The 23,691-nt window shown below is 54.9% G+C and carries 22 protein-coding genes; 12 read left to right on the forward strand and 10 right to left on the reverse strand.

All coding sequences use genetic code 11. The features are described from left to right. Positions 1 to 9: 9 nt before the first annotated feature. Entirely contained in the window at positions 10 to 975 is a 966-nt protein-coding gene (locus IEW12_RS03090) for an MBL fold metallo-hydrolase (RefSeq protein ID WP_188564504.1), read from the reverse strand. A gap of 34 nt (positions 976 to 1,009) precedes the next feature. Next, a complete protein-coding gene (locus tag IEW12_RS03095; RefSeq protein ID WP_188564505.1) occupies positions 1,010 to 1,192 on the reverse strand; it encodes a hypothetical protein in 183 nt (60 codons plus the stop codon). Between the two features lie 120 nt (positions 1,193 to 1,312). Here IEW12_RS03095 and IEW12_RS03100 point away from each other — a divergent pair, with 120 nt between their 5' ends. The 4 genes from IEW12_RS03100 to IEW12_RS03115 all read left to right on the forward strand — a co-directional run bounded on the left by IEW12_RS03100 (position 1,313) and on the right by IEW12_RS03115 (position 5,045). Further along, on the forward strand, positions 1,313 to 1,954 hold the full coding sequence (locus IEW12_RS03100) for a glutathione S-transferase (protein WP_188564506.1): 642 nt from the start codon (positions 1,313 to 1,315) through the stop codon (positions 1,952 to 1,954). Positions 1,955 to 2,012: 58 nt separating this feature from the next. After that, positions 2,013 to 3,026: a 23S rRNA (adenine(1618)-N(6))-methyltransferase RlmF gene (gene rlmF / locus IEW12_RS03105; RefSeq protein WP_188564507.1), complete on the forward strand. Its 1,014-nt coding sequence runs from the start codon at positions 2,013 to 2,015 to the stop codon at positions 3,024 to 3,026. Between the two features lie 187 nt (positions 3,027 to 3,213). Continuing rightward, positions 3,214 to 3,495 (forward strand): hypothetical protein, encoded by a 282-nt coding sequence (locus IEW12_RS03110; RefSeq protein ID WP_188564508.1) that lies wholly within the window; start codon positions 3,214 to 3,216, stop codon positions 3,493 to 3,495. 233 nt (positions 3,496 to 3,728) lie between these two features. Next, positions 3,729 to 5,045: an MFS transporter gene (locus tag IEW12_RS03115; protein ID WP_188564509.1), complete on the forward strand. Its 1,317-nt coding sequence runs from the start codon at positions 3,729 to 3,731 to the stop codon at positions 5,043 to 5,045. 69 nt (positions 5,046 to 5,114) lie between these two features. Here the strand turns inward: IEW12_RS03115 and IEW12_RS03120 are convergent, their stop codons facing one another. From IEW12_RS03120 to IEW12_RS29060, 5 genes are all read right to left on the reverse strand, one after another. Further along, on the reverse strand, positions 5,115 to 5,636 hold the full coding sequence (locus IEW12_RS03120; RefSeq protein WP_188564510.1) for a GNAT family N-acetyltransferase: 522 nt from the start codon (positions 5,634 to 5,636) through the stop codon (positions 5,115 to 5,117). A gap of 34 nt (positions 5,637 to 5,670) precedes the next feature. Beyond that, complete coding sequence (locus IEW12_RS03125) at positions 5,671 to 6,279, reverse strand: LysE family translocator (RefSeq protein WP_188564511.1); 609 nt, start codon at positions 6,277 to 6,279, stop codon at positions 5,671 to 5,673. An 81-nt stretch (positions 6,280 to 6,360) separates the two neighbouring features. Continuing rightward, positions 6,361 to 8,259, reverse strand: a complete 1,899-nt coding sequence (locus IEW12_RS03130; protein ID WP_188564512.1) for a sensor domain-containing diguanylate cyclase — start codon at positions 8,257 to 8,259, stop codon at positions 6,361 to 6,363. Positions 8,260 to 8,560: 301 nt separating this feature from the next. After that, the gene (locus IEW12_RS03135; RefSeq protein ID WP_188564513.1) at positions 8,561 to 8,893 is read right to left on the reverse strand and encodes a DUF4148 domain-containing protein; all 333 of its coding nucleotides are present in this window, start codon (positions 8,891 to 8,893) and stop codon (positions 8,561 to 8,563) included. A gap of 537 nt (positions 8,894 to 9,430) precedes the next feature. Next, on the reverse strand, positions 9,431 to 11,056 hold the full coding sequence (locus IEW12_RS29060; RefSeq protein ID WP_188564514.1) for a methyl-accepting chemotaxis protein: 1,626 nt from the start codon (positions 11,054 to 11,056) through the stop codon (positions 9,431 to 9,433). A 436-nt stretch (positions 11,057 to 11,492) separates the two neighbouring features. On the opposite strand from IEW12_RS29060, the gene IEW12_RS03145 reads away from it, so the two are divergent. From IEW12_RS03145 to IEW12_RS03160, 4 genes are all read left to right on the forward strand, one after another. Continuing rightward, positions 11,493 to 12,125, forward strand: a complete 633-nt coding sequence (locus IEW12_RS03145; protein ID WP_188564515.1) for a protein phosphatase CheZ — start codon at positions 11,493 to 11,495, stop codon at positions 12,123 to 12,125. Positions 12,126 to 12,719: 594 nt separating this feature from the next. Continuing rightward, complete coding sequence (locus IEW12_RS03150) at positions 12,720 to 13,052, forward strand: DUF4148 domain-containing protein (RefSeq protein WP_188564516.1); 333 nt, start codon at positions 12,720 to 12,722, stop codon at positions 13,050 to 13,052. A gap of 166 nt (positions 13,053 to 13,218) precedes the next feature. Next, positions 13,219 to 13,425: a hypothetical protein gene (locus IEW12_RS03155; protein WP_188564517.1), complete on the forward strand. Its 207-nt coding sequence runs from the start codon at positions 13,219 to 13,221 to the stop codon at positions 13,423 to 13,425. A gap of 359 nt (positions 13,426 to 13,784) precedes the next feature. Further along, a complete protein-coding gene (locus IEW12_RS03160; protein ID WP_188564518.1) occupies positions 13,785 to 14,015 on the forward strand; it encodes a hypothetical protein in 231 nt (76 codons plus the stop codon). 130 nt (positions 14,016 to 14,145) lie between these two features. Here IEW12_RS03160 and IEW12_RS03165 read toward each other — a convergent pair whose 3' ends face one another. Further along, on the reverse strand, positions 14,146 to 14,328 hold the full coding sequence (locus tag IEW12_RS03165; RefSeq protein ID WP_188564519.1) for a hypothetical protein: 183 nt from the start codon (positions 14,326 to 14,328) through the stop codon (positions 14,146 to 14,148). Between the two features lie 292 nt (positions 14,329 to 14,620). On the opposite strand from IEW12_RS03165, the gene IEW12_RS03170 reads away from it, so the two are divergent. Beyond that, positions 14,621 to 15,478 (forward strand): formyltransferase family protein, encoded by an 858-nt coding sequence (locus tag IEW12_RS03170; RefSeq protein ID WP_188564520.1) that lies wholly within the window; start codon positions 14,621 to 14,623, stop codon positions 15,476 to 15,478. 17 nt (positions 15,479 to 15,495) lie between these two features. On the opposite strand, the gene IEW12_RS03175 is transcribed toward IEW12_RS03170, so the two are convergent. Further along, positions 15,496 to 19,806, reverse strand: coding sequence for a PAS domain S-box protein (locus IEW12_RS03175; RefSeq protein WP_188564521.1), 4,311 nt, complete (start codon positions 19,804 to 19,806; stop codon positions 15,496 to 15,498). Between the two features lie 368 nt (positions 19,807 to 20,174). Between IEW12_RS03175 and IEW12_RS03180 the strand changes: the two genes are divergently transcribed. Further along, positions 20,175 to 20,792 carry a YdeI/OmpD-associated family protein gene (locus IEW12_RS03180; protein WP_188564522.1) on the forward strand — a complete coding sequence of 206 codons (618 nt, stop codon included), beginning with the start codon at positions 20,175 to 20,177 and terminating at the stop codon, positions 20,790 to 20,792. 159 nt (positions 20,793 to 20,951) lie between these two features. Beyond that, on the forward strand, positions 20,952 to 22,130 hold the full coding sequence (locus IEW12_RS03185) for a hypothetical protein (protein ID WP_188564523.1): 1,179 nt from the start codon (positions 20,952 to 20,954) through the stop codon (positions 22,128 to 22,130). A 61-nt stretch (positions 22,131 to 22,191) separates the two neighbouring features. Here IEW12_RS03185 and IEW12_RS03190 read toward each other — a convergent pair whose 3' ends face one another. After that, positions 22,192 to 22,758 carry a GNAT family N-acetyltransferase gene (locus IEW12_RS03190; protein ID WP_188564524.1) on the reverse strand — a complete coding sequence of 189 codons (567 nt, stop codon included), beginning with the start codon at positions 22,756 to 22,758 and terminating at the stop codon, positions 22,192 to 22,194. A 189-nt stretch (positions 22,759 to 22,947) separates the two neighbouring features. On the opposite strand from IEW12_RS03190, the gene IEW12_RS03195 reads away from it, so the two are divergent. Then, on the forward strand, positions 22,948 to 23,688 hold the full coding sequence (locus tag IEW12_RS03195) for a FadR/GntR family transcriptional regulator (RefSeq protein WP_188564525.1): 741 nt from the start codon (positions 22,948 to 22,950) through the stop codon (positions 23,686 to 23,688). The last annotated feature ends 3 nt before the right edge of the window (positions 23,689 to 23,691 follow it).

The following is a 23,691-nucleotide window of genomic DNA, read 5'->3' on the forward strand; positions in this document are numbered from 1 at the left end:
AGCATTAACTCAGCATCCGGAAACGCACTTCCCTTCCGCACTAAACTCCATCGTCTTCCCGCTCAAAGGCACATAGACCGGTACCTTCACCGCATTCTTGAAGTCCATGGTCTTGCCGGGCAAGAGCTTGCCATCCTTGGTTGCCGCCTCATTGGCATGGGAGGCAATCACTGCGTTTGGCTGCACCAGGTCATTCATCACATACGCCGCTTCTGCCGGCCCGGTAGAAAATACGCCGCCTATGTTCATGACTGCCAGCTTTGGTTTGTAGTAGCGGCGCACCACCAGGTCCTGGTCAGCAATGATGCCGGTATCGCCAGACAAATACACCGCCAGCCCGTTAGAGAAAGTGATGACATAGCCGCCGGCAGGGCCGACATAGGCCGTCAATCCGCTGGCGGCCAGGCCTTCTGCCTGCGCCCCGGTCAGGAACTTGGGATCCAGGCCATTGGTATGCGCAGCCGGAACGCTGGCAATGCCAACGCCGCCGATTTTCGCCAATCCGCCAAATCTGACCAGGCGCACCAGATCATCGCCACCCGCAGCCTTAAGCCGCTTGCCAAAAAAATCACCCATCTCGCCGCCGACAAAGAGCTTGGCCTTCTTGGCCAGCACAACTTCCTCGGTCACTGACGACGGCGTACTTTTGGCTGAAAAATCCGGCGCTGCACAGGTGCCTGCGTTTGCCGTCGGCTGATAGACGTCGCCCAGGTGGTCGCCATGCAAATGCGTCAGCAGCACCGCATCGATTTTTCCCAGCCGGGGATCGCTGCCGCCGCGTACGGTACGGCCGGCGTCGTACAGGATGCGAGTGCCGTCCGGATCTTCAAAGATCAGTGCGCGGTCAGCACGACAAAATTCGCCGTCATGGCTACCCAGTGGAGTGATCTTGACATTAGCGGCAACGGCAGTGGCCGACAAGACCATGAGCGCGGCGGCAAAACACAATTGGGACAGCGTTTTCTTATCTTCCATACAAGTCTCCTCCGGGTTAATAGGATGCTACGTTCTACTTGCCGTGGTAGCCGGTAATCCTGTCCAGGAAATCAAAACTGCAGCAATCCGAGAAATAGGATTCATTGACCCATACCAGCAGACCACAAATGATAATGACACCAAAACACACTACCAGCAGCCTGCCAAAGCGCGGCATTCTTTCTTTCGCTGTTTCCAGCTCAGGTTTATTACTCATGTTTACTACTCATAAGAAGCAATGGGATAAAAATGCAAAAGCATCATTCTAACGGTCTTTGGCGCATTTTGACGCCAGCCCCTACAATAGCTGCTTGCACATCCTCCCAACAGATTCCTGATGTCCCTGCCCATCCTGTATTCATTTCGCCGCTGCCCTTATGCAATGCGCGCCCGGCTGGCATTGAAATATGCCGCCATCCCTGTCGAATTGCGTGAAGTCGCCTTGCGCAGCAAGCCCGCAGAGATGCTGGCGATATCGCCCAAGGCAACCGTGCCTGTATTGCAATTGCCCGGCGGCGAAGTGATTGAACAAAGCCTGGACATCATGCGCTGGGCGCTGGCCCAAAATGATCCCGAGCAGTGGCTGCCGGACGATGCGCAGAGCAGCGAAGTAGAGCAACTGATCGCCATCAACGACGCCCCCTTCAAAGCCATGCTGGACCGCTACAAGTATGCAGGCCGCTACCCTGAGCATCCTGCCGCCCACTATCGCGACAACGGCATTGCCCTGCAGATCGCGCCGCTGGAGGAGAGACTGCTTAAAACCAGCTACCTGACCGGCGAACGCATTTCGCTGGCCGATATGGCGCTCTTCCCTTTTGTGCGCCAATTCGCCCATGTGGATAGGGAATGGTTTGATGCCAGCTCCTTTCAGGCTGTAAATGCCTGGATGCAGCGCATGCTCGAATCCGAGTTATTCAACGCCGTGATGCATAAATTCGAGCCGTGGCAAGCCGGCGACGAAGTCTTGATATTTTGAATTGCAGGCGCCGCTGTACATTGTGGGACAATAGCGGCTACCCATAAAGATCAATGTCATGCCCCCAGCCGCCCCACGCAAAACCAAACCTGCCACCGCAATCACGGCTGCAATCAACGTCACTACCGGCGGTGCTGCGCTGCATCCGCGTAATCGCCACCAGGGCCGATACGACTTTGCACGCCTTGCGGCTGTCGATGAAGAACTGGCGCAGAGCCTGATGACCAATCCCGTCGGCGAACAAACCATCAACTTCAGCGACGCAGCCGCCGTCAAGGCACTCAACCGCGCACTATTAAAAGATAGTTACGGCATTCAGGGATGGGATATCCCTGCTGACTACCTGTGCCCACCGATACCGGGCCGGGCCGACTATCTGCATTACCTGGCCGACCTGCTGGCTGAAAGCAATGCCGGCAAGCGCGGGGCCATACCACGCGGAAGCAGCGTCCATGTACTGGATGTCGGCGTGGGAGCCAATTGCATTTATCCGCTGATAGGCCATCACGAATACGGCTGGCAGTTCACAGGCACCGACATCAATCCAGCCTCGCTGGACAATGCGAACAAGGTATTGGGAGCCAACACAGGCTTGCAAGAGGCGATCAGCCTGCGCTTGCAGACATCCAGCACCAGCATCTTCAAGGGCATCGTGATGGATGACGAGTGGTTTGACCTGAGCTTGTGCAATCCCCCCTTCCACGCCTCGGCAGCAGAGGCCAGTGCCGGCACTCAGCGCAAATGGCAGAACCTGGGCAAATCGGCAGAGGCCAGCGGCGCATTGAACTTCGGCGGCCAGAACGCAGAACTATGGTGTGCAGGTGGCGAGGAAAGCTTCATCACGCGCATGATCCAGGAAAGCGCGCAAATCCCTACCCGCATCCTCTGGTTCAGCACACTGGTCTCCAAATCCGCCAGCCTGCCCGGCATCTACGCCGCCTTGAAAAAAGTAGGCGTACAGAACAGCAAAACCATCGCGATGAGCCAGGGCCAGAAACAGAGCAGGCTGGTGGCATGGACTTTTCTGAACTCCACTCAAAAAGCGGCATGGGCCAAGCTGCGCTGGAAATAGCTGAGTTGAAGCGAGGAACTTGAACCTGCCAAGGCAGGTCATACCAAAATAGCTACTTTATTCGCTCCGTGCAGCAAATCCCTATAAAATACCGCCTCGCCAGCGAAGATGGTCCGCAAAACCATGCGGATTATCTTGCCGACAACGAAACACGCTCAACAAAAGAAACTAGAAACTGGAACACATAGTGAAAACCGCACTCATCGCAGGCAAGGCAGTTGCCAACATCGACAAACAAATCATAGGCAACCTGTTGCTGGACCAGGCCAGCGTAGAAGACGTCCGCCAGGAACAGATGGTCATCGGCATCCGTAACGAGGCCGGAGAAATCTACCGCCTGATCGGCGCGGCAAAGCTGAACAACTATATGAACGCCATGGAAGAACTGATGGACCTGGAAATGGTCGATGAACTGGAAGATGAAGAAGAATCCAGGGAAGGCTGCGACGCTATTTTCAGCGAAGGCTAAACAGCACTCCGGCTCCTGGCCATCCCCTCCACTACGCAGGCCAGTTCCGTTCTGTCCTGCAACATCGAATCCCTCCCAAATTATCTTGGTAGTGTTAATCTATCAAGAGGCAGTTGCAAAATTAGCCTGGCTAGGCGTCGCCGACGAAGACAGTGCTATAGCACGGCTAGGAGGCGCAACAACGCCAGGGTAATTTCGCGACAGACTCTAAAAATAAATGGGAGGGGACAGGTATGAGCATCAGCGATGCAACCAGCATCATAGAACCCGAAGGCAGCAGTTTTGAAGAGGCGACTTACCGCAAGCTGACCTGGCGGCTGGTACCTTTTTTGTTCCTGTGTTACATCGTCGCCTACCTGGACAGGGTCAACGTCGGCTTCGCCAAGCTGCAAATGCTGGGCGACCTGCAGTTCAGCGAAACGGTGTACGGCCTGGGTGCCGGCATCTTCTTTATCGGTTATTTCCTGTTTGAAGTCCCCAGCAATATCATCCTGCACAAGGTAGGCGCCCGCGTGTGGATAGCGCGCATCATGCTCACCTGGGGCGTGCTGTCGGCCGCGATGATGTTTATCGCCACGCCTACGCAATTTTATGTGCTGCGTTTTCTGCTGGGCCTGGCGGAGGCCGGCTTCTTCCCCGGCATTATCCTTTATCTTACCTATTGGTTCCCTGCAGCCCGGCGCGGGCGCATCGTCGCACTTTTTATGACGGCAGTGGCAATCGCGGGCGTCATCGGCGGCCCCTTGTCCGGCCTGATTGTCAAAGGCATGGAAGGCGTGAATGGCTGGCGTGGCTGGCAGTGGATGTTCCTGCTGGAGGGCATACCCTCGATCCTTGTCGGCCTGATCACCCTGAGCTATCTGGATGACCGCATCGCCGATGCCAAATGGCTGAGCGGACCGGAAAAAACCCTGATCAATAGCGCGGTCTCGCGCGAGCAGCAAGAAAAGCAGACCCACGGGCTGGGTGAAGTGTTCAGTAATGGCAAGGTATGGCTAATGGGGCTGATCTATTTTTGCTTTGTGATGGGCCTTTACGGCATCAGCTTCTGGCTGCCGACGCTGATCAAGGCGCTTGGCGTCAAGGACTTGATGGATGTGGGTTTGCTGTCTGCCATTCCGTATGCCTTCGCTGCAGTCGCCATGGTACTGATAGGCCGCAGCTCAGATCAACGCGGCGAGCGCCGCTGGCATATCGCCATCCCCGGCTTCCTGGGCGCGGCAGGACTGGTGCTCAGCGTGAGCTTCGCCAACAGCCCTGTGCTGGCGATGGCAGCGCTGACCTTGGGCACCGTAGGCATACTGTCCACGCTGCCGCTGTTCTGGAGCCTGCCCACGGCCTTTCTCGGCGGCACGGCAGCCGCAGCAGGTATTGCGATGATCAATTCGCTGGGCAATCTGGCCGGCTATCTCAGTCCCACGCTGGTAGGCATGATCAAGGATGCGACACAAAGCACCAATAACGGCATGTATATGCTGGCGGGCTGCCTGGCCCTGGGCAGCGTGCTAACGCTGAGCGTCTCGCGGCAACCAACCACGAGCAAGGCCTGACTAGGCAAGACTTCCGGGCTGCATGAAGCAGCCCGGGTTTATCCATACCGGCGGCAAGTCAAATCAGGATCAACTCTCTGCCGTTTCAAATATGCAGCGATACTCATGGCAGTCGAGCGCCCTGCCCCTGACGATGGACTTCGCATCGCGCATGCCTACCCTGCTAAATCCACATTTCTCCAACACCCTGACGGATGCCGGATTCTCCACCGACACATGGGCAATCACCTGCGCCAGTTGCAATTGCGTGCGAGCCAGTTCCAGCATCTGCATTACTGCAATACTGGTCACCCCGCGGCCTGCAGATGCTGCGGCCACGCGATACCCTAGCCTGGCCGTATGAGATTTGCGCTCTATGTCGCGCAAATTAATCCGGCCTATCAGCAAACCGCCATCATCCCGTATCAGGCAAGGATACAGGCTACCGGCGGCATATTTTTCCTGGAAGTTCGCGATATGCGCGCGTATTCCCTCCGGCGTATAAAACCAGTCACCGCGGTCTTCGATAAATTGGTCAAACCATTCCCGGTTCGTTTTTTCGAATTGAAGAATGGCGCTCGCATCACTTTGCTGGAGTAAGTCAATCTGCATACGTGTTGATGTAAAAAAATCCGGAATACCCTTGCTACCGGCAGGCAATTAAGCCGGCAGCCCCCATCATGATGACAGCCGCCGCCCGGTCTATCGCCACTTTCGAGCCTGGGGAGGAAAACAATCTCCTCGCGGCCTCTGCCAGGCTGCCATAGGCAAGCACGATCACTGTCATCGTGAGCGTGATTATGCCGCACAACAGGCCGAACACGCGTAGATCCGCCTTTTGCACATCGATCATTCCCGGCAGTAGCGCCAGATAGAACATGATGGCGAGTGGATTGGACAGCGTCATCGCCAGCCCCAAAAACAGCTCTGCAGCACGCCCAGGCAATCCCGCCTCTCTTGAAGCCTCCAGGATACGTCCTGCGTCTCTCCATTTTTTCAAGCCAAGATAAAGCAGATAGGCTGCACCAAGAAATTTCAATACGCCAAACCAGGGTCCGAGCATGGCAAACAAGCCGGCTAGCCCCAGTAAAGCGGCGCTCAGCATCAGCAGCTTTCCGGCAATAATGCCAGCGGCCAGCGCAATGGCCGCCCGCATGCCGCCGGCAAGGACGCGGCCGACAATAGCGGCTATCTCAGGGCCGGGAGCAGCAGCCGATGCGGCAAAAGCAAGTAGGAAGAGGAAGTAGTCGATCATCGCACATGATTGGTTATGTGCAATAGCATAAGACGGCTTTTATGCCAGTGACGGATACAGAAGATCAGTATCGGCAAGGTATCAGGACGATGTCTCGGTATAGAACCTGAACTGCCCCTTGCCGCCGGTCTTGGCCGCATACATGGCCTCATCCGCGGTTCTCAGCAGGGTGCCGGTGTCGCGGCCATTCCTGGGGAAGACGCTAATGCCGACAGACACGCTGATAGCGTGTTTTACACCCTCAGCAAATGAAAAAGGCTCGCTCAGTGCATGAATGACACGTTCGGCGACATGCACGATGTCGGCATCGCTTTCGGATTTTTCCAGGATGATAGTAAATTCGTCGCCGCCGAGGCGCACGGCATGGTCGTGCAAGCGCAGCACCGCTTTCAGCCGCGAGGCAGCCGCTTTCAACAGATCATCGCCGGCCTGGTGCCCCAGGCTGTCATTGATGGTCTTGAAGTCATCCAGGTCCAGGAACAGGATCGCCAAAGTTACTTTTTCCTTATCGGCGCGTTCCAGCGCAGCAGGCAAATAGCTCATCATCCAATGGCGGTTGGGCAGACTCGTCAAGGCATCGGCATTGGCCATTTTCCATAGCTGCTCTTCATGCCGCTTGGCGTCGGAAACATCGCGCAAGGTCATCGCCAGGCCAGGGCCGGAGCGCACCAGCCGCCTGTGCATCCAGTCGCCCTGCACCGGGCTCAGTGAAGATACCTTGAACTCATCTTCATAAAAACCTGTTTCCATCGCACTGCGAAAAATGTTCAGCACGTACTCTGCATGCTCGCCTTTATACAAGTCGCTGAATTTGGCGCCTATCAATTGTTCCTTGCTGGTGCTGACCAGCCTGGCACCACGCTCATTGCAATCCTCGACCAGGAAATCAGCCACCTGGTCATTTTCATCATATAAAGCCCTGACCATGTAAAAACCTTCGCGCGCGCCGTCCACGGCCAGCCGGTAAGTGTCTTTTACTTCCTCGGCCTGCTGCTTGCGCCATGCAAGCCGGTAGGAAAATGCGGTGGCAGCAATGGCAGATATCAATAACAGCAAACTGCTGGCAATGGCAAAACGCAGATAGTTGGACGACGTTTTTTCATAGCGGGAAAAGATCGCCGATTCAGACAAGGCGACCGTGGCGACCAAAGGATAGTTGCCGAGGCGGCTCCAGGCAACAATTCTCGGCTCCTGGTCTATGAATATCTCTCCCGGCATCGCCTGCAGGCCCTGATGTGTCTCAAAAGCAGGAGGCTTGACGAAAACTGAGATTTGCCCACCCAGGCCTGTGCCGACCTTGGCTGCCAATAAAGTCCCCTTCAGCGTCCGCACCGAAAGGAAGTCGCGCTTGCCCAGGCTGGACTTGTCGTTGAAAGAGGCCAGGTACTGGCTATCCACCCCTATCAATACCAGCCCATCGAAAGAACCGTCTGCAGCTTCCAGCGTGCGGGTGAACGGGACGATAATCTTGCCGGAGCGCCTGCCCAGCAATGGCTCCCCAATCAGCATCTGGCCTGACAACTCCTGGCTGCTAGCCTTGAAATACTCCCTGTCTGCTACGCTTTGCGGCAGCATCGCGGGAACGGAACTGGTCACAACCGAGCCATTGCGATCCACGATACTGACGTTCATTTGTGAGGACTGCGGAAACAATCCCTCCTTTGCCTGTTCTTCCAGGCTTAGCCTGCCACCGCTTTTTTTCCAGTAAAACTTCAGGCTGAGCGTGATTTGCTCGATTTGCTCGAGCGACCGGTTCAACTGCTCAGTGTAGGATTTTGACAAGGCCTGCGCATCATGGAAAGCAGTGCGGGTGAGCTCTGCCTTATCCCTGTCTATTTTGGCAAGCACCAGGCCCCACAGCAAGGCAATGGCCAGCACGCATAGTACCGGCCACAACAAAAGGGCGAACAGATTGGCGCGCAACAACGCAAGCCGGTTGTAGCGGGCGGTAGTACGCTTGGGGAGATTCTTGTCAGCCATGTATCAGTACGATGATCATTTCATAATACAGATCCCTCACGGGCAGCATGCCGGATTCATCAGCAATGATAGCAGTGCCCGCCATGCCATGGCGATGAATGCGCGCTTATTCCCGAACCTTGCGCACGATTGGGACAAACTGTGCACAGCACGCCACGCAAATATGACGGCTTGATAACTTTAAGCGATCCCGCAAAAAAAGAACCCGCCACCGGTGCTATACCGGGGGCGGGCCATCAATGAAGACTTAAGGTGAGACTCGATCCATTCGATGCCGGATCAAGCCTGGGAGCTGGGCAGATTAGCCGCCGAAGCTGTATTCAGTATTGTGGCTGCCGTTTTTGGCTGCCTTGATTGCTTCAGCCTTGACATCGGCGCGGCTTACAGTGCTGTTAGTATTTTTACCAACGATGGAAACATATTCTTCACCGCCGACTACATGGCCTTCTGCGCGTGCTTGTACCAGTTCTGCCTTGACTTCAGCCTTGGTTTTTTCGCTAGTAGCGGTATGGCTGAAAGTGTTTGGAATCGGGAAGCTGACATAAGCTTCGCCACCTACCTGGTTGCCTGCTGCGAATGCTGCTGCACCTGTCAGGGCCAATACTGTTGCTGCAATAATTTGTTTCGCTTTCATGATCATTCTCCAAAATAGGTAAGTAAGTAAAAACAAGTATTTCATTCATTCCCACAGGCTGGCTGACAAAGGTCACTATTTCCAGCCTCGGTGAGTCGTGCACTTATCCGCTTTACTCTGCTGCTTTGGTGTCGTGCTCATCGATGACTGCAGTGTAGCCACGCAGCACATTGCGATAAAGGTGGCAAATGGAAATAGATTGTTCCCATCTCCGCAACAATGAACAAATGAGAGCCGGCAGCAAGTCAGAGAAGGCCGCACCCACAGTGGCATGCAGGGGCGTAGAGGCGCGATAAGGCATTTCACCAGGCTATATGCCAGTGAAACACCTCAATGAAAGATGGTAGTTTTACGGTAGCCGCAGCTTGCCTACGGTATTTTTACTATATGCAGGTAGCAAGGTGGTTATGCAGCGGACTGCAAAGCCGCTTAGGGCAGCCCCACAAATCCGCGCGCGTTCACACGGATATCTCGGGTATCACGGATATATACAGGCGCTGGGCTCGCGGGGTCTCAGGTTTTTTGAGGCCTCCAAGTCTAATTCAGCATTGCGACTTCGCGCGCGGATACAAGCTGCCGCTTTGGCGCGGGCTGGGCGGCGACAGTTGCCTCGTCCAGCTTGAAGATGCTGATCACCTTCGTCAGTTGCCGTGCCTGCTCCTGCAAGGAATGCGCTGCGGCAGCAGCCTCTTCTACCAGCGCTGCATTTTGCTGAGTGACCCCGTCCATCTGGCTGATGGCCTGATTGGCCTGGCCTATGCCGCGGCTTTGTTCATTGCTGGCGACTGAAATTTCACTCATGATATCCGACACGCTTTGCACGCTGTTGACGATCTCCGCCATGGTCTGCCCTGCTGCATCAACCAGCCTGGTACCCGCATCGACCTGGTCGACCGACTCGGTGATCAGCACCTTGATTTCCTTCGCAGCCGCGGCAGAACGTTGTGCAAGATTTCGCACTTCGGATGCAACAACGGCAAAGCCCCTGCCCTGTTCGCCCGCGCGCGCCGCCTCCACTGCTGCATTCAGCGCCAGGATATTGGTCTGGAAGGCAATACCGTCTATCACGCTAATGATGTCTACGATCTTCCTGGATGATTCATTAATGGCGCGCATGGTATTGACAACATTGGAGACGACCTCGCCGCCTTTCACAGCGACTCCGGAGGCATTGATCACCAGTTTGTTGGCCTGGTCCGCATTCTGGGCGTTGTGCTTGACTGTTCCATTCAATTCCTCCATCGCAGAAGCGGTTTCCTCCAGCGAGCTGGCTTGCTCCTCGGTGCGGGAAGACAGGTCCTGATTGCCGACCGCAATCTGGCTGGAGGCCGTCGCAATCAGCGAAGCGCCGTTACGCACGTCGGCGACAATCGTGCGCAAGCTGTTACGCATCATGCGGATCGCATACAGGATGCTGGCCTGGTTTTTTTCATCAATATCTATCCTGGCATCCAGGTCGCCTGCAGCGATCCTGTCTGCAACCTGTATCACATAGTCCGGCTCGCCGCCCAGTTGGCGCGTCAGTTTGCGGCGTATCAGCGTAGCGACTATCACACCGATCACCAGCGACAAGGATCCCAGTGTCAGTAGCCAAAAACGGCTGGTGCCAACGCTGGCGCTCATTTCCGCATTACCCTTTTCTACCAGCTTATCCTGCTGTACCGACAGCGTTTCTATCTTGTCGATCAGGTTTTCCATCCTTGCCAGGGTTTCGCCTTTCATCAATGCCGCAGCTTCGTCGTGCATATTCTGCTCCAGCAGCGCGGCAACCTTGCCGTAAGAATCCAGGTAGAGCGCGCGCGATTCCTTGATGGCCGTCAGCAGGTTTTTGCCTTCCGTCGTGTAGATCAGCTTTTCCAGGATCAGCAAGCTGTCTGCGATGATCTTTTTGTTGGCACTGATACTTTCCTGGATCTTCGCTGCATGTCCCTTGTCGGTAGCAATAAACAGTTCCAGGGTTTTGGCGGCATTGGCGCGCGTGGTTTCTTTCATCTGGTTCAGCGTATCTGCCTTGACCCAGTCTTTTTCTATGATGCGGGTGTTGATAGTGGCAATGCTGGAGAGTTGTATCACGGTGATGCTCACCATGATCAGCATACAGGCCAGGATAAGTCCGAAACCTAGCGTCAGGCGCTGTCCAACAGTCATATGTCGCAAATCCATAAAACTTCCTTTCAGGCTAACAATCATAGAAACCCGGCTTCCAGATCTTGTTACAAGAAGTTACATGAAAGAGTACCCTGTTTGACAAGGAAAGAAAACTATCTGTCACTATCGTGGCAAGAAAGCCAACTTGCTTGCACAGATTTGACATTCTTTTTCAAATCCATTTCGCATACGGCCCGGAAATTCAGGCGAACCGGATTTGGCCCGGAGTTTTTTATGATAAACTTGCCGTACGTCAACTTATATTGGCAATGTCCCCTCTCCTCCCTGGTCGCCGCCTGTTTTTCACATGGCCAGGTACGCCCATGACGAGGTTATCCAGAGCACTGCACTCGCCGGTCACATTGCCTTTATCAGTGGATTTATCGCTACCGTGTCATCGCGCAGCAATAAACGTCAATTAACATAGCTAAAAAACAAGAGGACTGTCAGCATGAACACTATCGCCCATCCAGCAATCGAGAACGGCACCGGCAGATCCGCGCAATTTTCCGCTGATGTTCCAGTCTATGAGCGCCTGGGCGATATCATTCGCGCACTGCACGATACGCTGACCGAGATCGGCGCCGACAATGTGCTGTCCGAAGCTGCCAGCGAATTTCCTTCCGCGCGCGAACGGCTGCAGCACATTGGCAACCTGACAGAAAAAGCGGCGAATACGGTCTTGAACAAAGTGGAACTGACCATGCCCTTGCAGGAAAGCTTGGGCGACACTGCGGAGAAGCTGAAAGCCGAGTGGGACAAGAGCGCCGACCACCCATTGGCCGAACGCACCAAGGCCTATCTGGTTGAAGCGCAAGAAGCGACATCTACGACTTATCAGGCGCTCTCCGAAATCATGATGGCGCAGGATTTCCAGGATCTGACAGGCCAGTTAATCAAGAAAGTAGTATCGCTGATAGAGCGCACAGAAAACGATCTGCTGAAGTTGCTGATTGACGCCGCCCCGCCAGGCACCATCTCCATCACGAAGAAAGACGAACTGATGGCCGGCCCCGGCGCTGCAGGAGGCATCGCACTGGAGCAATCCAGCGTTGACGATCTGCTGGCCGACCTCGGATTTTAAAATTCATCGAATTAACTATCGGCCCGATAGCTCCAGGCAATCGGTGCTATGGAAAATCAAGCAAATCAATTTTGAGCTTACGGCAACCGGCACCACTATTTAAAGATATCAAGCAGCGCTTTCAGTTCTACATAAGCTGCTTGAACCTCCACACACTCAGCTAGAGCGCCCTGCGCCCCACGGCAAGCCCGATTTTCTCCCGCAATGACGCTGCTCGGCACTTCACGTCAAGCTTTAGCTATACGGTAAAAATACTAGTTCGGGGTTTCAGCATTGCGTGCAGAAGCTCCGTTTCAATCAACACCGCTCCTCCAAACAATGCGCGCTCTCCTATGAAGCCGCGTAATCCTCTGCATATCTGCATCGATTATTTCATCTACGCGAACAGTGAATTTCTTTCCGCTATCTTTATCGTTGGGAAGGCGGTGGCTACACTTGCTTCAACGTTGAGCAAGGTACAGCAAAGAAGCAGCAAGCAAGTACAAGGCTCAAAGCAGCCAGGCAGCATATAAACAAATCCCCTGGCAGGCGGAATGAAGAGACTTGAATCTTACTGAACTTTATTGAATCTTACTTATCTGAACCAGGAGAACGATGATGAAAACGAAACAAATGATCGCGGCAGCAATATTGACCTTCAGCGGCGCAGCAGTTTTTGCCGGCGACTTTGGCGGTGAACCTTATGTCAATTTCCCTGTTCCAAACAGCTTTAGCAACGCAGCTACCGGCAGCAAAACCAAGGCAGAAGTACAAGCGGAACTCGTGCAAGCTCGCGCACAAGGCCAATATACCGGCGGTGAAGCTTATGTGTCGATGGTCGGCAAAAATACCGGCAGCACAGTCAGCCGTGCAGAAGTAAAGGCAGATGCGATCAAGGCAGCAGCAAATGATAGCCGCCGCAACGCCAAATACAATGCAGGCGGCTGATAGTAAAGATTACTCCTCAACCTGTTACCGTCCCCTACCTCCCTATTTTAGGTAACAGGCTTTTTTATTCGAAGTACTGGGCAGTCCGACAGAACTTCACAAGTAACAGCAGTCTAAGCAACAAGCAGCGCAGGTGGAATTTTAAAATTTTTTAATGGAGATCATCATGCAAAACGCAACTAGCCTCTGGCCTGACAAAAGCAATTTCGGTAATGTATTCGCATCCACAGCCGGCAACGGAAGATTGAAACAGGTACGTGAAATAAAAACCAGCAAGCCCGGCATTTCTGCCCGTGTGGTTGAATTTCATCACAAATACCTGGATGTGCCTTATGTCGAACACCGCAAACCTGCAGCGGTAGCAGCGGAATGAGCTGTACCGGCATCAATAGCAGCAACACCAGCACAACAAGTATCTCCGCAACACCGGACGCAGCCCGGGATCGCAGCAGGCCTCTAGCCTGATGCTATCCTGAGCGGCGTAGCAGTACCGCTCTCGCCTCACTCCCCTTTTTATGGCTAGCCGTCCTGGCTGGACCTGTCTCCCCTTACAAGCATCCCACTGTTGTCAGATTCATCTGACATGCGCTATGGATAGTGTCCTGTTGGATATTTTTCGCACAGAAAATATGATGAAGCTAATGGAATCAGCAATTCATTTCATGCGTAGCCAAGAAGTTCCACGAAATGCCTTTCGATAATGATCAGAGAATTTCACCCAAGGAGACCATCATGCCAAATACCAGCTTCTGGCCAGACAAGCGTGCATTCGCCAATGCGATCATTGCCTCACCGAGCAATGGCAGATTGAAACAAGTGCGGGAAGTAGAAACTGATTGCCCCGGCGTGGTCGCCAGAGTGGTTGAATTCCATCACAAATACCTGGACAGGCCTTATCGCGAACCGCGCAATGACGACAGCAAGCTCGACAAGGAAAAAGTCGACAGCGTCACAACTGAATAAGCAATATCCAATAAACGGCTGAGCGGCATGTTTCATGATCCGCTCAGCGGCAGAACTCCCTGCATCGCAAAGCCAGCTTGGCCTCGCTTTTAATATTCAGCCTTTAATCCTCAGCCTTTAAGCCTCACCTTCAATCCTCATACATGCTGCGCCGGCTCAGGCCGCTATCCTGATGCGATTTGTCCTTCTTGCGGCCGGCGGCATTCTTCTTCTGGTCGGGTAAATCCGATTTACGTTCATGATGGTGATCTGCCACTTCCAGCGCTGGCTTGATCGATTCACCCAATGCATCCTCGCTTGAAACAGTATTCATCGCGCATCCTCCATGGCAGCCGGTTTTCTAATTATCCCTCGATTTTGCAAAAATCTCCCGTTGTAATGCTAAATCTTGCCAAATCAAATCCCAAAGCCCGATTGCCTGATCAAATTTACACAATCCATGCAATTGATACGTCAGGATACAAATTGATTGCCGCAGACAAACTTAGGTTACATGCCCGTGCTTAAATCCTTGACTACAAGAATTTGGCGTCTATCGTGCCTATATGCCCTCCACATCGCGATAAACGCTCTGCTTAAGCAACAATCACAGATAAGGGAAAACCATGCGCTTTGCCATCGCTGCCGCGGACCGTTATATCAGCATATTCGAGGCTTTTGTCGATGCAGGATGGCACCCCGTCAAACTGTTCACTGTCCCGCTGGACAATGTCGTCAATCATAACCAGGCGGTGATCCAGTATGCGACGGATCTGGGCATCGACGTCCAGTTGTCCCGCATGAATACGCAGGACCTGCAGGATTTGCATGATCGCGATTGCGAAGTACTAATCATCGCCAGCTACAATTGGCGCATACCTGAGTGGCGCGCTTACCTGCAGCATGCGATTAACTTCCATCCGTCACCTCTACCGCTGGGTCGGGGGCCCTATCCCTTCCATCAAGTCATACTGGAAGGCCATCGCAACTGGGGCATCAGTTGCCATAAACTGGAACATGAGTTCGATAGCGGCGACATCCTGGCACAAAAACACTTCGCGCTGACGCAGTCTGATTGCCACGAGTCCCTAAGCCTGCGCACACAAATGGCGGCCCGCGAACTGGCAACCCAGGTCGCGTTCAATTTCCAGGCCTTGTGGGACAGGGCTACTCCCCAGGGTGAGGATGGCAGTTACTGGAAAAAATTGGCTGACGAAGAGTGGCTGCTCAAATTCGATCAGCCGGTTGAAGCCGTATTGCGCCGCGTGCGCGCCTTCGGCCAGATGGAATGTATCGCCCATCTGAACAATACACTAATGTTTGTGCGCCGCGCCGTGGGCTGGACGGAAACCCATTTTCATTCCTGCGGCACCATCGTCTACAGCAATCAGCGCAACATCGTAGTCGCCGTCACCGACGGCTATATAGGCATCGTGGAATGGAGCCTGGTTGCCAGGAACCAGGTGGTGCAGTTAGGGCGCTAAGCCCGTGCTGCGGACACTCAGGCATTGCCCTGCTCTTCTACCCAGGCCCTCGCCTTTGCGATCGCGTCATTCAATTCCTGCTCCACCTTGCCGAACATGGCGAGCAATCTCTCTGCCGCCTCATGCGGAATTGTTTTTTCTAGCTCCAGCGCAGCATTGGCAAAACGCTTTGCGCCCAGGGTTCCCATCATGCCGCGCAAGGTGTGCAGCATGCGGGCAGCATCCTCCGGCCGTCCCTCTTGCCATGCCTGCCGAGCCTCGCTGACCGGTGCGGTTCCATTCTCCACAACCTTCCTCACCAGCCCCAGCATGGTCGCCGTATGCTGCGGCTTACCCTTGGTAATTGCCATCAAATGGCCGGGATCAAACACCGGTATTTGCACATCCGGTTCAGGCTTTACATCAAAAATTTTAAATGGACTCATTGCTGCGCCGGGGCGGGAGAAGTTATTGTTTTTGGGGAGTTCTGGCAAATAGCGGATAATTTTTGTCAGCATGTCGTCGGCATCGATGGGCTTGCCGATAAAATCATTCATGCCGGCCGCAGTGCATAGCTCGCGCTCGGACGCCATCACGCCTGCCGTCATGGCCAGCACCGGCAAACCCAGCTTCAGGTCTTCGCGCAGCCTCTGAGTCGCGGTCAAACCGTCCATCACGGGCATCTGTATGTCCATCAGCACCAGGTGATAGCGGCTCGCATCGCTGCCCAGTTTGTCGAGCGCCTGCTGGCCGTTATCGACCACATCTACGCTGGCGCCGGCCTGTTCCAGCATGCCCCGCGCAACGATCTGGTTCAAGGGATTGTCTTCCACCAGCAGCAAGCGGGCACCGTCTATGCGCTGCATCAGCGGCGTGGAACGCGCTTCTTGCAATACGTGGGCGGAAGCACCGAGGCCGACAAATACGCCATGCAGTGCATCGAACAGACTGGAACCGGTCAAAGGCTTGCTGAGCACTGCATCCGTCAACTGTTCGGCATCAGTGCGCATCAGCTTGCCCCTGCCGAATGAGCTTGCCATAATGATGCTGATGGGCACTGCTGCCTTGATATCGGTATTATCAACCGCTCGCATCGCGGCACAAGCGCCGTGTACCGCACGTATGGTTTCAAGGCCATCCATGCCCGGCATCTGCCAGTCCGCCAGCACGACATCGTAGGGCTTGCCGCCGGCCAGTTCCGATCTGAAACGGTTCAAGGCTTCTTCACCGGAAGACACCGCATCCACATCCCAGTGCCAGCTTCGTATGGTCTTGCTCAGATAGTCGCGGCTGGTGTCATTGTCATCCACCAGCAGGAAACGCAGGTCGCCGATTGCATTGCGCGAACGCGCCCGGTCTTCCTGGTTGGCGGCGCATTGCAGCGGCAAGGTGACAACAAATTCACTGCCCTTGCCTTCCTCGCTGCGGACTACGATATTGCCGCCCATCAGTTCCACCAGACGCTTGGAAATGGTCAGGCCCAGGCCGGTGCCGCCGAAGCGGCGGGTAAAGGAGGAATCCGCCTGCGAGAATGATGAAAACAGCCTACCCTGCTGTTCCGTGCTCATGCCTATGCCGGTATCCCGCACACTAAAGCTCAGCGTTGCGACCGGCCGGTTCTTGACCGACTGCAATTGCACCATCTTGACCAGGACTGCCACCTCGCCGCGCTCGGTAAATTTGAGCGCATTGGCGGTCAGGTTGACCAGCACCTGCTGCAGGCGCAAGGCGTCGCCCATCAATACCTTGGGCACACCGGGTTCGACGGCAATTGCCAGCTCGAGATCCTTCTCGCCGGCATTGACGGTCATAATGGTTGCCACCGCATTGAGGACATCGGCCAATTGGAAATCGGTCAGCGACAGTTCCATGCGGCCCGCTTCCACCTTGGAGAAATCCAGTATGTCATTCAATATGCTGAGCAGCGTCTGGCCAGATACCTTGATCATCTCCAGATATTTTTTTTGCTCCGCAGTCAGCCCGGAACTGTCCAGCAGATAAGCCATACCCAGGACGGCGTTCAGCGGCGTGCGGATCTCATGGCTCATGTTGGCGACAAATTCGCTCTTGGCGCGGCTGGCCGCCTCTGCTTCCCGCGTGCGCGCCTGCAGCATCTTGTTGGTCTGCTCCAGGCTGAGCTGTGCATGCTTTAGTTCGGTGATATCCGAAATCAGCACGTAAAATCCACGTACCTCGCCATTATCCATGTCGGGGATATAGTTCACCTGCGCATAGGCGATCATGCCGTTGGGCATCACGTGCACCCGCTCATACTGCTGGCTTTCACCGTTCAGTACTGCATGCAGATAAGGCTCGCTTTGGCGATAGATATCTTCGCCCATCATGTCCCGCACATGGATGCCCACCATCTGCTGGGCGTTCTTGCCGAACCATGTTTCGTAACCGTAGTTGGCGAAGCTGCAGCGCAGGTCGGCACCCCAGTAGCCCACCATGCCGGGCAGGTTATCGGTCAGCGTGCGCAGGAAGCGTTCATTCTTTTCCAGCGCGAGTTCATTGCGGCGGCGCTCGGTCAGGTCGGTGGCGATACCCAGGTAACCGATAATCTCGTTCTGCTCATCGCGCAGCACGCTGACAGTCAGCAACGCCGGGATGCAATGGCCGTTCTTGTGAATCAGCGTCCATTCGTTGGTGTCCGGCCTACCCATGCTGGCCTTGGCCACCAGCGCCTGTATGCCAGGCTCCACCGTTTTGCCCAGTTCAGCGCCCAGTACTACTGCTCTGGCCATCAATTCAGCCCTGTCGTGCAGGTCGACCCAGGAATCCTTGCCCAGTATGTCTTTCGCTGCATACCCAAGCATCGCTTCGGCGGCGGGGTTAAACAGCGTGACCATGCCATTTCTGTCGCTGGCAATGATGGCCGATCCGGCGTTAAACAGCATTGCCTTTTGTAGCGCAGAATACTTTTGTATCTGCGCGGTCCGCAGTTGCACTTGCTGTTCCAGTGACGCGTTCAACTTGCGGATATGGTCCTCATGGGCCTTTTGCTCGCTGATGTCGCGCACCGTCTTGGCGGCTCCCAGGATACGGCCCTGCGCGCCGTGTATCGGCGAGACCGTCACCGACACATCCAACAGGCTGCCGTCTTTACGCCGGCGTACGGAAGAGAAATGCTCCACCACTTCATCGGCAGCGATACGCCGCAGCACATCCACCTCTTCCATATAGTATTCCGCCGGCACGATCAGGCTCTGCACGGTGCGGCCTATCGCTTCTTTCGCGCTATAGCCGAACATTTTTTCCGCTGCCTTGTTCCAATCCGTGACAACGCCATCCAGCGTCTTTGCAATGATGGCGTCATTAGAGCTTTCAACGATGGCGGCGAGCCTGCTGCGTTCCACGCTGGATCTCACTTCGCGTTCATGCGCGCGCAAATAGCTGTACAGCAGGCCGGCCAGCAAGATACTGAGCAGTATGCCTACCGCGCCTTCCACTTTCGGGTTCTGCGCATTCAGGCGGCTGACAAATAAGGGCAAGGCCTTGACCTGGACCCGCCACGTACGACCATACAAAGGAATATCGAAATGTTTTTCCAGGCCATCCAGCACGGCCTGCTCCGATCCGGCGGAAGCAAAAAACGGTACAGAACCTGCATGCTCGCTGACATCGGTCAGCGTCATGGCAACTTCACCGTCAAAATAATCGAATCCGGCCAGGACTTCATCAATCTGCAGCGAGGAATACACCCACCCTATGGTGGCAGCCTCCCTGTCGGCAGCGACCTGCGCCTTTTGCATGGATGAGTACACCGGCATCAGCAGCAGAAAACCGCGATCGGGTTTGTCAGGGTATTGCACCAGCGATATCGGTGCGGTCATCACCGCTTTGGCAGAGCGCATGGCCTCAATGGCGGCCGCACGACGCTTAGGCTCGGAGGCGAGATCGATGCCTATCGCGGCCTCATTCCCTGCCTCGGGCACGATATAGGAAATGACAAAATGTTCGCTGGCATTGGGAACAAATTCCCTGATCTTGAATTCTGGGCTTGCCTCGCGCCGCATCGCTGCGAGAAAAGCTGCTTCTTTTTCCGGCAATACACGGCGCACAAATCCATAGCCCCTTACTCCTGGAAATTCCCGGCCTATATCTCGGGAACGCCCATATTCCTGGAAAGTCTTGTACGTAATGCTTTGGCCGCCGGCCCCTATCACCACACCTCGCGCGCCGCGCAAACCGTACTCATACTTTTGCATGCGGTTGCTTATCTGGGCAGAGACACGTTCGGCCATGCCGTCAAAACGCTGCTCCGCATGGCTGGCATTATCGGATTGCTGTTTGAACTCCAGCGACAAGGAAAGCACAAGGCCAGCCGCCAATATCAATATTGGCAACCAGATCGTCTTCCTCGGCCGGCGCATAGCATCCACTATTATTTTCTCCACTCAGCCATTGATGGCAACTTATGGCGATTGATGACGATTCATGACGATATTCGTCCCGGGCAAACTACCCCTACGATCAATGATAGTCCCGAACAATGCAAAAATTGGCCGACCCTATGTCAATTTTCACAATTGTTTGCATTGTGCTGCCCGGCCCCCGCTTCTACGCCCAAGCTGCGTTACAAATCCCGAGCTTTGCGCCAAGAAAAATTCCCCAATGAGGGTCACGGGCGTACAGGCGGGCGCCAACAAACATGGATAAAATACAAGAAAGGCAAAAAAATAAGTAAAATGATAACTCAACAGGAGTCCCTCGCATGGCAGACGATTTAGCTGTTATCCCCTTCAGCAGTGCAAAAAAATGGCAGCAATGGCTGGTCAAACATCATGGACAGGAAGACGGCATATGGCTGCAGATATTCAAGAAGGAATCAGGCATAAAAACCGTCACCTACGCAGAAGCGCTGGATGAAGCGCTGTGCTATGGATGGATAGATGGACAGAAAAAAGCTTGTGACGAGACATGCTGGCTGCAAAAATTCACCCCGCGCCGGGCCAGAAGCGCGTGGTCGGCCATCAATGTCGGACACGTGGAACGCCTGATCAAGGAAGGCCGCATGCAAGCGAGCGGGCACGCAGAAATAAAAGCTGCGCAGGAAGATGGTCGCTGGCAGCAGGCTTATACGTCACAAAGCAAAGCGGCCATCCCGGAAGATTTCCTGGCTGCGCTGAACAAAAACAAAAAAGCTGCCAGCTTTTTCGCTACGCTGAACAAGGCCAATCTGTATGCCATCGCCTACCGCCTGCAGACTGCCAAGATGCCGGAAACCCGCGAAAAGCGCGTGAAACTGATTCTTGAAATGATGGCCAGGGGCGAAAGCTTTCATCCCCAGAAAATGCCTCAGGAAAAGAAATCCGCCCCTAAATCTCTTTGACGAACGAGCCCGTTGCGGGCCCACAACGCGGCTCAATATAAAATTGACAATCCACGCATACGATATAGATTGATCGCAAGTATTCCATTTGCCCCGCTGCTGGAGATGAGCATGGAAATACCTTCTGCAGTAAATGGTCTTCCACAAAAAGGAGGCAGTATGCGTGCGTTTTTGAAATCCGTATTCGGGGGCCAGAGCTGCAGGAGCAATCCCCTGCCCGACTATGCGCTGATTTACTTCAGCCATCTGGAAGGCAAATACCACAGCCTTTCCGCCGCGGCCATTCCTTTGGAGTCCCTGCAAAAGCTGAACGACATCGCAAAAAAAGAGCGCAAGGAGCTCAACTGGGACGATCTGTTCGCTTTTGATCTGGTGCTGTCGCGCCTGATCCCAAAGGCGGAATTACCCCGCAAAGTCTGGAGCTTGCGCAACCGCTACCGTGACGTCGCAGGTCTGCGCGAATACGACGCCTACCTGGCATCACGCCCGCCAGACTATCTGGCTCAGATACCCGACAACAAGCGTTCGTCCGATGCGCCACCTCTCGCGGACATCGCAAGTACTTCGTCTTCCGCACAAAATGGCATCTCTTCATCGGACAATGCAGTCGACGCAAACAATGCAGACAACGACACTGCCGCTGCCGGTTCCGATGCCAGCCCGGAGACGCAAACTCCGCCCAAGGAAGCCGATGGAGCCAAGCCCATCGTAATGAGCAGCGGTACGGAGGCGGCCTTGCGCGCCGACGTGGAGTTCCTGCTGACCCAGATCCATTTGCGCTATGCGATCCGGCCCGCCTGGGACCTGCAAAGGGAACACGTATCACGCAGCATTGCTATCATGACCGGGCTGGGGCTAACCGCCCTGCTCATCTACGGATTGCTGGCCTCCTTCACCAGTTGGCCTATCTATGTCACTACGCTGGGCATGGTGCTGTACACTGGCTTGATGGGTGGCCTCTTGAGCGTGCAGCAGCGCTACCAGAGCGCATCCGATGAAGGCGATCCGGTCCACAACATCGCGGTACTGCAATGGGGTAATTTCAGCGTACTGATATCGCCCTTCAGCGGTGCCCTGTTTGCGGCTATTTTTTATATTATCTTTGTCGCAGGGCTGGTAAAAGGCGATCTGTTTCCCGGCTTTTCTGCGCTCAGCACAGACCCCAAAAACGCGCGCTATGTCTCCGAGTTTTTCACCAACGCCACTCCCGACAATATCGTGCAATATGCCAAGCTCATCGTCTGGTCGTTTATCGCCGGTTTCTTTGAGCGGCTGGTACCGGACACCTTGTCGCGCTTTGTCGCCAAACAGAATATGGCAGGAAAAGGTACCGTATAGCAGATGTGCAGTATGCTAGCGGCATTCAAAAGGGCCCATCTTCACAATGGGGATGGGCTGCTTAGTTTTTATCTTTGCGGGCAAACCAGTCGCGCGCCAGCAAGCCATACAGGCCGGCATCGGATACTTCATCTTCGTCTATCCAGCGCTCCCTCAGCGTACCCTCCAGCACAAAGCCCAGCCGGAGCAGGCTTCTAGCGGAAGCCTCATTGCGGGGATCGATTTCTGCCTCCAGCCTGTGCAGGCTCATGGTATTGAACGTATAGTCAATCAATGCGCTCAGCGCCTCATGGATGTAGCCGGCGCCCCAGAAATCCCTCCCCAGCGCGTAGCCTATCTCGGCGCGCAAACTGCCCTCGTCTATCTTGAACAGCACGCAGGTACCGATCACCGTTGCCGGCCCCTTCAGTTCTATGACGAATTGCATCGCATTGCCCTCCGCGACGCGCTGCCGGATGCGCACCAGCCATTTGCGCGCATTCTCCAGCGTGCCCCAGCGGGTCGGCGGACAATAACGCATGACATCGTGGTGGTTATAGCATTTAAAGACAGCTTCCAGGTCACGCTCTTCAATGGGGCGGATGGTCAGCCGGGAGGATGGTATCGACAAAGGGATGGCGAACGGCATGCGACTCTTTTCTCTAAAAGGGGCAGACATTCCTGCAGCATGGATGAACTTTCAACGTCCATTATTACGGAAATATCGCCGCTCAGGCAATTGCTCCCTAAGGATTAGCGTCAGCCAGGAGCCATCCTTGACCAAATCGAGATTGCCGCCTAAAATCATCAGATGATTTGATGAATTACTCGTTTTATAATGAAAAATGCATTACGTTCTTCACTGGTGGATACCGCCGCCGCGTCCATGACAGCCGAAATCACGTCCGGCAACTGGCCGCTGGGCGAGCGTATTCCTATAGAACCGAAACTGGCGGAACTACTCCAAGTCAGCCGCGGAACGGTGCGCGAAGCAGTCAAGATGCTGGTCACACAAGGCATGCTGGAGGTTCGCCAGGGTTCCGGCACCTATGTACGCGCAGTGGCCGACGCCTCGGCCGGCATGCTGAGGGCCAAGCGGGCAAGCATACGCGACCAGTTTGAAGTGCGCAGCGCGCTGGAAGTCCAGGCTGCCCGTCTGGCGGCAACCAGGCATGACAAGCAGGGCCTGGCGCGCCTGCAAGCGCTGGTAGATGCCAGGGGTTCTTTTGACGATAGCGACGATGCCGCAAAAGCTGCCTTTATTGCGCGCGACCTGGATTTCCATATGGGACTGATCGCGCTGTCCGGCAATGTCGCGCTGGCAGAGATTTACCAATTTTTTTCCGCATCGGTCAGAGAGACGATTGCATCCACGATCAAGAATGAACTGCCTGAGCCGGACCAGGCGGCGCACCAGCGCATCGTCGATGCTGTCGCCAGCGGCAATCCGGATCAGGCAGCAGCAGCGATGCATGCTTTCATGGCGCCCATCCTGAATGAGCTTGATCGCCTGCTTGCGCCTTCGGGCTCAGTGGAGCCATCCCAGCCGCCCCAGCCCTCCCTGCCCCGGCTGCCCTGATAT

It is taken from the genome of Parundibacterium terreum, from assembly GCF_014636315.1.
Lineage (GTDB): Bacteria > Pseudomonadota > Gammaproteobacteria > Burkholderiales > Burkholderiaceae_D > Undibacterium > Undibacterium terreum.

Bases quoted from the DNA above. Each gene is read 5' to 3' on its own strand.
- IEW12_RS03090 (WP_188564504.1), bottom strand. From the start codon at position 975: ATGGAAGATAAGAAAACGCTGTCCCAATTGTGTTTTGCCGCCGCGCTC.
- IEW12_RS03095 (WP_188564505.1), bottom strand. From the start codon at position 1,192: ATGAGTAATAAACCTGAGCTGGAAACAGCGAAAGAAAGAATGCCGCGC.
- IEW12_RS03100 (WP_188564506.1), top strand. From the start codon at position 1,313: ATGTCCCTGCCCATCCTGTATTCATTTCGCCGCTGCCCTTATGCAATG.
- rlmF (WP_188564507.1), top strand. From the start codon at position 2,013: ATGCCCCCAGCCGCCCCACGCAAAACCAAACCTGCCACCGCAATCACG.
- IEW12_RS03115 (WP_188564509.1), top strand. From the start codon at position 3,729: ATGAGCATCAGCGATGCAACCAGCATCATAGAACCCGAAGGCAGCAGT.
- IEW12_RS03120 (WP_188564510.1), bottom strand. From the start codon at position 5,636: ATGCAGATTGACTTACTCCAGCAAAGTGATGCGAGCGCCATTCTTCAA.
- IEW12_RS03125 (WP_188564511.1), bottom strand. From the start codon at position 6,279: ATGATCGACTACTTCCTCTTCCTACTTGCTTTTGCCGCATCGGCTGCT.
- IEW12_RS03130 (WP_188564512.1), bottom strand. From the start codon at position 8,259: ATGGCTGACAAGAATCTCCCCAAGCGTACTACCGCCCGCTACAACCGG.
- IEW12_RS03135 (WP_188564513.1), bottom strand. From the start codon at position 8,893: ATGAAAGCGAAACAAATTATTGCAGCAACAGTATTGGCCCTGACAGGT.
- IEW12_RS29060 (WP_188564514.1), bottom strand. From the start codon at position 11,056: ATGGATTTGCGACATATGACTGTTGGACAGCGCCTGACGCTAGGTTTC.
- IEW12_RS03145 (WP_188564515.1), top strand. From the start codon at position 11,493: ATGAACACTATCGCCCATCCAGCAATCGAGAACGGCACCGGCAGATCC.
- IEW12_RS03150 (WP_188564516.1), top strand. From the start codon at position 12,720: ATGATGAAAACGAAACAAATGATCGCGGCAGCAATATTGACCTTCAGC.
- IEW12_RS03155 (WP_188564517.1), top strand. From the start codon at position 13,219: ATGCAAAACGCAACTAGCCTCTGGCCTGACAAAAGCAATTTCGGTAAT.
- IEW12_RS03160 (WP_188564518.1), top strand. From the start codon at position 13,785: ATGCCAAATACCAGCTTCTGGCCAGACAAGCGTGCATTCGCCAATGCG.
- IEW12_RS03165 (WP_188564519.1), bottom strand. From the start codon at position 14,328: ATGAATACTGTTTCAAGCGAGGATGCATTGGGTGAATCGATCAAGCCA.
- IEW12_RS03170 (WP_188564520.1), top strand. From the start codon at position 14,621: ATGCGCTTTGCCATCGCTGCCGCGGACCGTTATATCAGCATATTCGAG.
- IEW12_RS03180 (WP_188564522.1), top strand. From the start codon at position 20,175: ATGGCAGACGATTTAGCTGTTATCCCCTTCAGCAGTGCAAAAAAATGG.
- IEW12_RS03185 (WP_188564523.1), top strand. From the start codon at position 20,952: ATGCGTGCGTTTTTGAAATCCGTATTCGGGGGCCAGAGCTGCAGGAGC.
- IEW12_RS03190 (WP_188564524.1), bottom strand. From the start codon at position 22,758: ATGCCGTTCGCCATCCCTTTGTCGATACCATCCTCCCGGCTGACCATC.
- IEW12_RS03195 (WP_188564525.1), top strand. From the start codon at position 22,948: ATGAAAAATGCATTACGTTCTTCACTGGTGGATACCGCCGCCGCGTCC.